Source organism: Peterkaempfera griseoplana (assembly GCF_001418575.1).
GTDB lineage: Bacteria > Actinomycetota > Actinomycetes > Streptomycetales > Streptomycetaceae > Peterkaempfera > Peterkaempfera griseoplana.
The window spans coordinates 1-4,463 of record NZ_LIQR01000424.1 but is presented as its reverse complement, the minus strand read 5'-3'; the positions used below and the strand labels follow the sequence as shown (position 1 = coordinate 4,463).

The 4,463-nt window shown below is 77.2% G+C and carries 4 protein-coding genes and 2 pseudogenes; 1 reads left to right on the top strand and 5 read right to left on the bottom strand.

Going from position 1 to position 4,463, the window contains the following annotated elements; translation table 11 throughout:
- Nucleotides 1-190 (bottom strand): hypothetical protein (locus AOK09_RS40470; RefSeq protein ID WP_157876063.1); only part of this gene is annotated, 190 nt, incomplete at its 3' end.
- Nucleotides 191-444: 254 nt separating this feature from the next.
- On the opposite strand from AOK09_RS40470, the pseudogene AOK09_RS28490 reads away from it, so the two are divergent.
- Nucleotides 445-945 (top strand): annotated as a pseudogene (locus AOK09_RS28490) (ornithine decarboxylase); the annotation flags it as partial.
- Nucleotides 946-971: 26 nt separating this feature from the next.
- On the opposite strand, the pseudogene AOK09_RS42600 reads toward AOK09_RS28490, so the two are convergent.
- The 4 genes and pseudogenes from AOK09_RS42600 to AOK09_RS28475 all read right to left on the bottom strand — a co-directional run.
- Nucleotides 972-1,220: pseudogene (locus AOK09_RS42600) on the bottom strand (M20/M25/M40 family metallo-hydrolase); the annotation flags it as partial.
- A 343-nt stretch (nt 1,221-1,563) separates the two neighbouring features.
- Complete coding sequence (locus tag AOK09_RS28485) at nt 1,564-2,532, bottom strand: polysaccharide pyruvyl transferase family protein (protein WP_055590119.1); 969 nt, start codon at nt 2,530-2,532, stop codon at nt 1,564-1,566.
- On the bottom strand, nt 2,522-3,430 hold the full coding sequence (locus tag AOK09_RS28480; protein ID WP_055590118.1) for a glycosyltransferase family 2 protein: 909 nt from the start codon (nt 3,428-3,430) through the stop codon (nt 2,522-2,524). The genes AOK09_RS28485 and AOK09_RS28480 overlap by 11 nt, the downstream gene beginning before the upstream one ends.
- 27 nt (nt 3,431-3,457) lie before the next feature.
- Nucleotides 3,458-4,327 carry a glycosyltransferase family 2 protein gene (locus tag AOK09_RS28475; protein ID WP_055590117.1) on the bottom strand — a complete coding sequence of 290 codons (870 nt, stop codon included), beginning with the start codon at nt 4,325-4,327 and terminating at the stop codon, nt 3,458-3,460.
- Nucleotides 4,328-4,463: the final 136 nt, after the last annotated feature.

The window sequence follows — 4,463 nt, the reverse complement described above, 5'->3', positions numbered from 1 at the left end:
CCGACAGGGGCTCCGGAGCCCGCTGGTCCGGCTTGGGCGGCAGCGGCGGCCGGGGCTCGGTGGGCTCGGGCACCTGCGGTGGTTCCGCTCCCGGGACACCGGGCACCTCCGGGCGCTTGCCGGACGTGAGTCCCTCCGCTGCCTCCACCAACTTGTCGACGATCTTCTTCGCGGGTCCCGGTTCAGCCACAACGCCTCCTGAGATCTGGTTCCGGCCGATGCCGGGTAACCAGGTCCGTCACCGGTAAACGGAATCGCCGCATTCAGGGAGCGCCCCCGTCCGGCCTCTCGGGTGCGGGCCGGCCGCACCGCCGTACGCCCCGGGCCCGGGCAGCGGCATCGGGTCGCCGCCGACATGGGGCCTGCTGGCGGCGGGTAGGTGGCGCACCGGAGCGAAGACCCCCGGACGAGGGGCGGACGGCACGGACGGGAAAGGTGACCGGGATGGACCAGACGCGCTGCCCCGTACTCGAGGCGCTCGCCGCCTCCCATCTCAACCCGCGGCGGTCCTTCACCCCGCCGGGGCACAAGCAGGGGCGCGGCGCCGACCCCCGGGTGGTCCGGGTGCTGGGCGCCGACGTGTTCCGGTCGGACGTGCTGGCGATCAGCGGCCTGGACGACCGCACCTCCTCCAACGGCTATCTGGAGCACGCACAGCAGCTGATGGCCGAAGCCGTGCACGCCGACCAGACCTTCTTCTCCACCTGCGGCAGTTCACTGTCCGTCAAGTCGGCCATGCTGGCGGTGGCGGGGCCGCACGAGAAGCTGGTCGTCGGACGTGACGCGCACAAGTCGGTGGTGGCCGGCCTGATCCTCTCCGGTGTGGAGCCCGTGTGGGTGGACCCCGGATGGGACGCCCGGCTGCACCTCGCCCACCCGCCGTCCTCAAGTCCCGCGAGGACCTGCTGGGCACCACCATCCGGGCCGAGCGCCCGCAGTGCGGTCAGGTGCATCAGGACGTTGCCCTTGCAGTCGGCAGCCCCGCGCCCGTACCAGCGGCCCCCGCGTTCGGTGAGCCGGAAGGGCGGGGAGAGCCAGGCGTCCGGGTCCCCCGGTGGCTGCACGTCGTAGTGGCCGTACAGCAGGACGGTGGGGGCGCCGGGGCCGGGCGGCCGCCGGGCGACCACCACGGGTGCCGCCCCCGGCGTCTCCACCGTGCCGGCCTCGGGCAGCCCGGCGGCGGCGAAGGCCTCCACCAGCCGGCCGGCCGCCGTCCGCATCGCGTCATCCGTCCGCTTCCCGCTGTCGCCCGCCACGGTCGGCAGCGCCACCAGCTCGGCCAGGTCCGCGCGGGCTCGCGGCATCAGTGAGCGGACCCGGGCCCACACCTCGGCGGGCCGCCCCGCCGTGGGGGCCGGGTCGTGGGCGACGGCGGCCGCTGCCGGGGGTGCCGAGGACGGACGCTGGGGTCGGGGACGGCTCATGGCTTCCTCTCCGCGAGAGTGCCGGCCCTGCCGCGCCGGATCCGCAGCCGTGGGAGCCGCACCCCCGGGCGCGTGCCCCGGCCGGGCCGGGGCAATCACGCCGAGCCCCTGGGCCGACGGCCACCGGCGTACGGGAGGCTCAGCCGGGGCTCCGGCCCAGCTCGCGCAGCAACGCGGCCGGCAGACCGGCGTCCTGCGCGGCGGTGCCCGTCAGCCGCAGCCGCGTCCGCCGGGCCAGGGCCCGGCCGTCGGCCGAGAGGCACCAGCGCAGCCACCGGTCCAGGGACCGGTCCTCCGTCTCGTCCGCGCCCAGCAGGGCGGGCCACCGCAGGGCCCGGGCCTGCGCCGAGACCTTGGCGGAGCCCGCCACCGGATCGACGGCGACGACGGGGACGCCGGCCCGCAGCGGCAGCACCAGCCCGTGCAGCCGTGTGGTCACCACGGCGTCCAGGCGGGCGAGCAGGCTGTGCAGCTGTCCCGGAGTGGCGGGACTGCGCCAGTCGGCGGTGTCCAGCCGGGTGTCCAGGGGGAGGCGGGCGGCGTCGAGGCCGCGCAGCCACCGGCCCACGGTACGGGCGACCTGCTCGTGGCGGCGCCGGGAACCGTACTCCGCCTGGCCCCCGGTGAGGATCACCCCCACGACCGGCACCGCGCCGGGCACCGGGGCGAAGGCCGCCAGGTCCGGTACGGCAGGACCGGCCCCGTCCCGTGGCAGCACCCTGTCGAAGCCCCGCTGCGCCGGGTCGTCCGGGTCCAGCACGGATACCCCCACCGCGATCCTGCGGACGTGCCGGAAGCGGCGGTGGAGGTCCAGCAGGGGCGCGGTGATCCCGGGGCCGGGGGCGACCGAGTGCACGGGGCCGCAGACGAAGACCAGCTGGCGGTAGCGGTCCGGTGCGGCCCGGTCGAGGCTGAGCCCGTCCGGCCGGAAGGCGGGCGACCAGGCGGTGTCGTGCGGGATCCCGGCGCCGTCCAGGGCCCGCCGGACGGCTTCCAGGGCCAGGACGTCCCCCGCGGTGGCCTCCCCGTGCAGGAAGCTGAACCATCCGGTGAGCAGGACCCGGCCCGGCCCGGCGGGCGGGTGCGGGCCCACGGCGTCAGCCGACATAGCGCCTGGCCTCCGAGCGGTGCTGCGGCGCGTCGAGCAGCCGCAGCCGGGACTCCACCAGCGGGGGCAGCCGGCGGCGTTCCCGCAGCACCCACGGCAGTCCGGCCAGGGCCTCGGCCACGGCCAGCGCGGTGACCCGGTCATGCGGCGCCCCGGCGAGGACTCGTCCGGTGTGGCGCAGCGCGGCGCACGGGCGCCGGCGCAGCCAGCAGGTCCACAGGGTGTTGCGGATGCCGTTCCGCCGGCGCAGCGCGGTGTCGCGTCCGGCGGGCCGGTGGTGCACGGTGAGCGCCGCGTCGTACACCAGCCACCAGCCGGCGGCGGCCAGGTCGGCTGCCAGCAGTTCCTCCTCGCCGCCCAGCCACAGTCGGGGGGAGAAGCCGCCGGCCGCACGGAAGGCGTCAGCCCGCAGGACCGTGGCGGCGGCCAGGAAGGAGCCGAGGGCGGGGCCCGGCAGCCAGCTCGGCCGGGGCAGCGGGGAGTCACGCAGCTCGGCGACGACCGGGTCCTCCGTCGGCGGGCGGCCGTCGTCGCCGTGGACGACGATCCGTCCGGTGACCGCGGCGACGGTGGGACACCGGTCGAGGAGGTCGGCGGCGGCGCCCAGCGAGCCGGGGTGCCACCAGGAGTCGTCGTCGTTGAAGGCCACATAGGGGGTGGTGACGTCGCGGACGGCGAGGTTGCGGCCGCAGGCGCCGAGGTTGAGCGCGGGGGTGAGCAGCCGGGTCCGGGGGTGCCGGCGGCGTACGGCTCCGGCGGTGCCGTCGGTGGAGGCGTTGTCGACCACCACCACCGGGGGCCGTTCCGGCAGTTCGGCCAGCCGGTCGAGGCTGTGCAGCAGACTGTCGCGCCGGTTGTGGGCGATCACCACCACGGTGGTGCGGCGGTCGTGCGTCATGCGCTGGTCCCTCCGGCCGGGGCGCGGTCAGTCGTCCAGGAGCCGGGCCGAGCGTTCGACCCAGGGCGGCAGCGGGGCCCGGTGGCGCACCACGTCGGGCAGCCGCAGCAGCGCCGACAGCAGGGCCCGTCGCGCCTGTGGGTCCTCGGAGGCGTCGCGGGCGAGCCGCGCCGTGGCCCGCAGCGCGTACGGCAGCGGCCTGCGCAGCCAGGCGGTGAGCAGCCGGTTGCGGTGCTGGAGTGCGCTGCGGCCGGTGCGCGGACCCGGGTGGGGGTGGTGGTGGGCGATGACGTCCGGGCAGTACGCCAGGCCCCAGCCCGCGGCGGCCAGGTCCAGGGCCAGCAGGGCCTCCTCGCCGCCGATGCGCAGCATCGGAAGGAAGCCGCCCGCGTCCAGGAAGGCCTCCCGGCGGACCACGGCGGCGCACGCCAGGAAGCCGAGGACCGAGGGGCCGGGGAGGTCGGGGCTGCGGCCCAGCGGGGCTGCGGCCAGTGCCGAGTCCAGCGGGTCCGGCTGCTCGTCCGGGCCGACCCGGACGGCTGCGGCGAGCAGCCCGAGCCTGGGGTGGCGGGCGAAGTGGCCGGCGGCGGCGTCGAGGGCGTGCGGGGCCCACCAGGAGTCGTCGTCGCAGAAGGCGATCAGCGGGGTGGTCAGGGCCGCGGCTCCGGTGTTGCGCGCCGCGGCGCCCCGGTTGCTGCCCAGCCCGAGGACCCGCACGGCGGGGTGGGCCTGCCGTACGGCCTGCGGGGTGCCGTCCGCGGAGGCGTTGTCGACGACCACCACCTGGGGTTTTTCCGGCAGCCGCGCCAGGTGCCGCAGGGTGCGCAGCAGGCTCTCCCTGCGGTTGCGGGTGATCACCACGACGCCGACGGGGCAGGGGGCGCCCCGGGCGGTCACGGCGTCTCCCCGGGGCAGCCGGCGGGGACGGGCAGCGCCGCGACCGCGTCCAGCACCTCCTGCGGGGTGATCCTCAGCAGCCGGGGGTCGGGGCTGCTGCCGTGGGCGTCGCCGGGCCGCTGCGGGGAGCCAGGGT

Bases quoted from the DNA above. Each gene is read 5' to 3' on its own strand.
- AOK09_RS28485 (WP_055590119.1), bottom strand. From the start codon at position 2,532: ATGTCGGCTGACGCCGTGGGCCCGCACCCGCCCGCCGGGCCGGGCCGG.
- AOK09_RS28480 (WP_055590118.1), bottom strand. From the start codon at position 3,430: ATGACGCACGACCGCCGCACCACCGTGGTGGTGATCGCCCACAACCGG.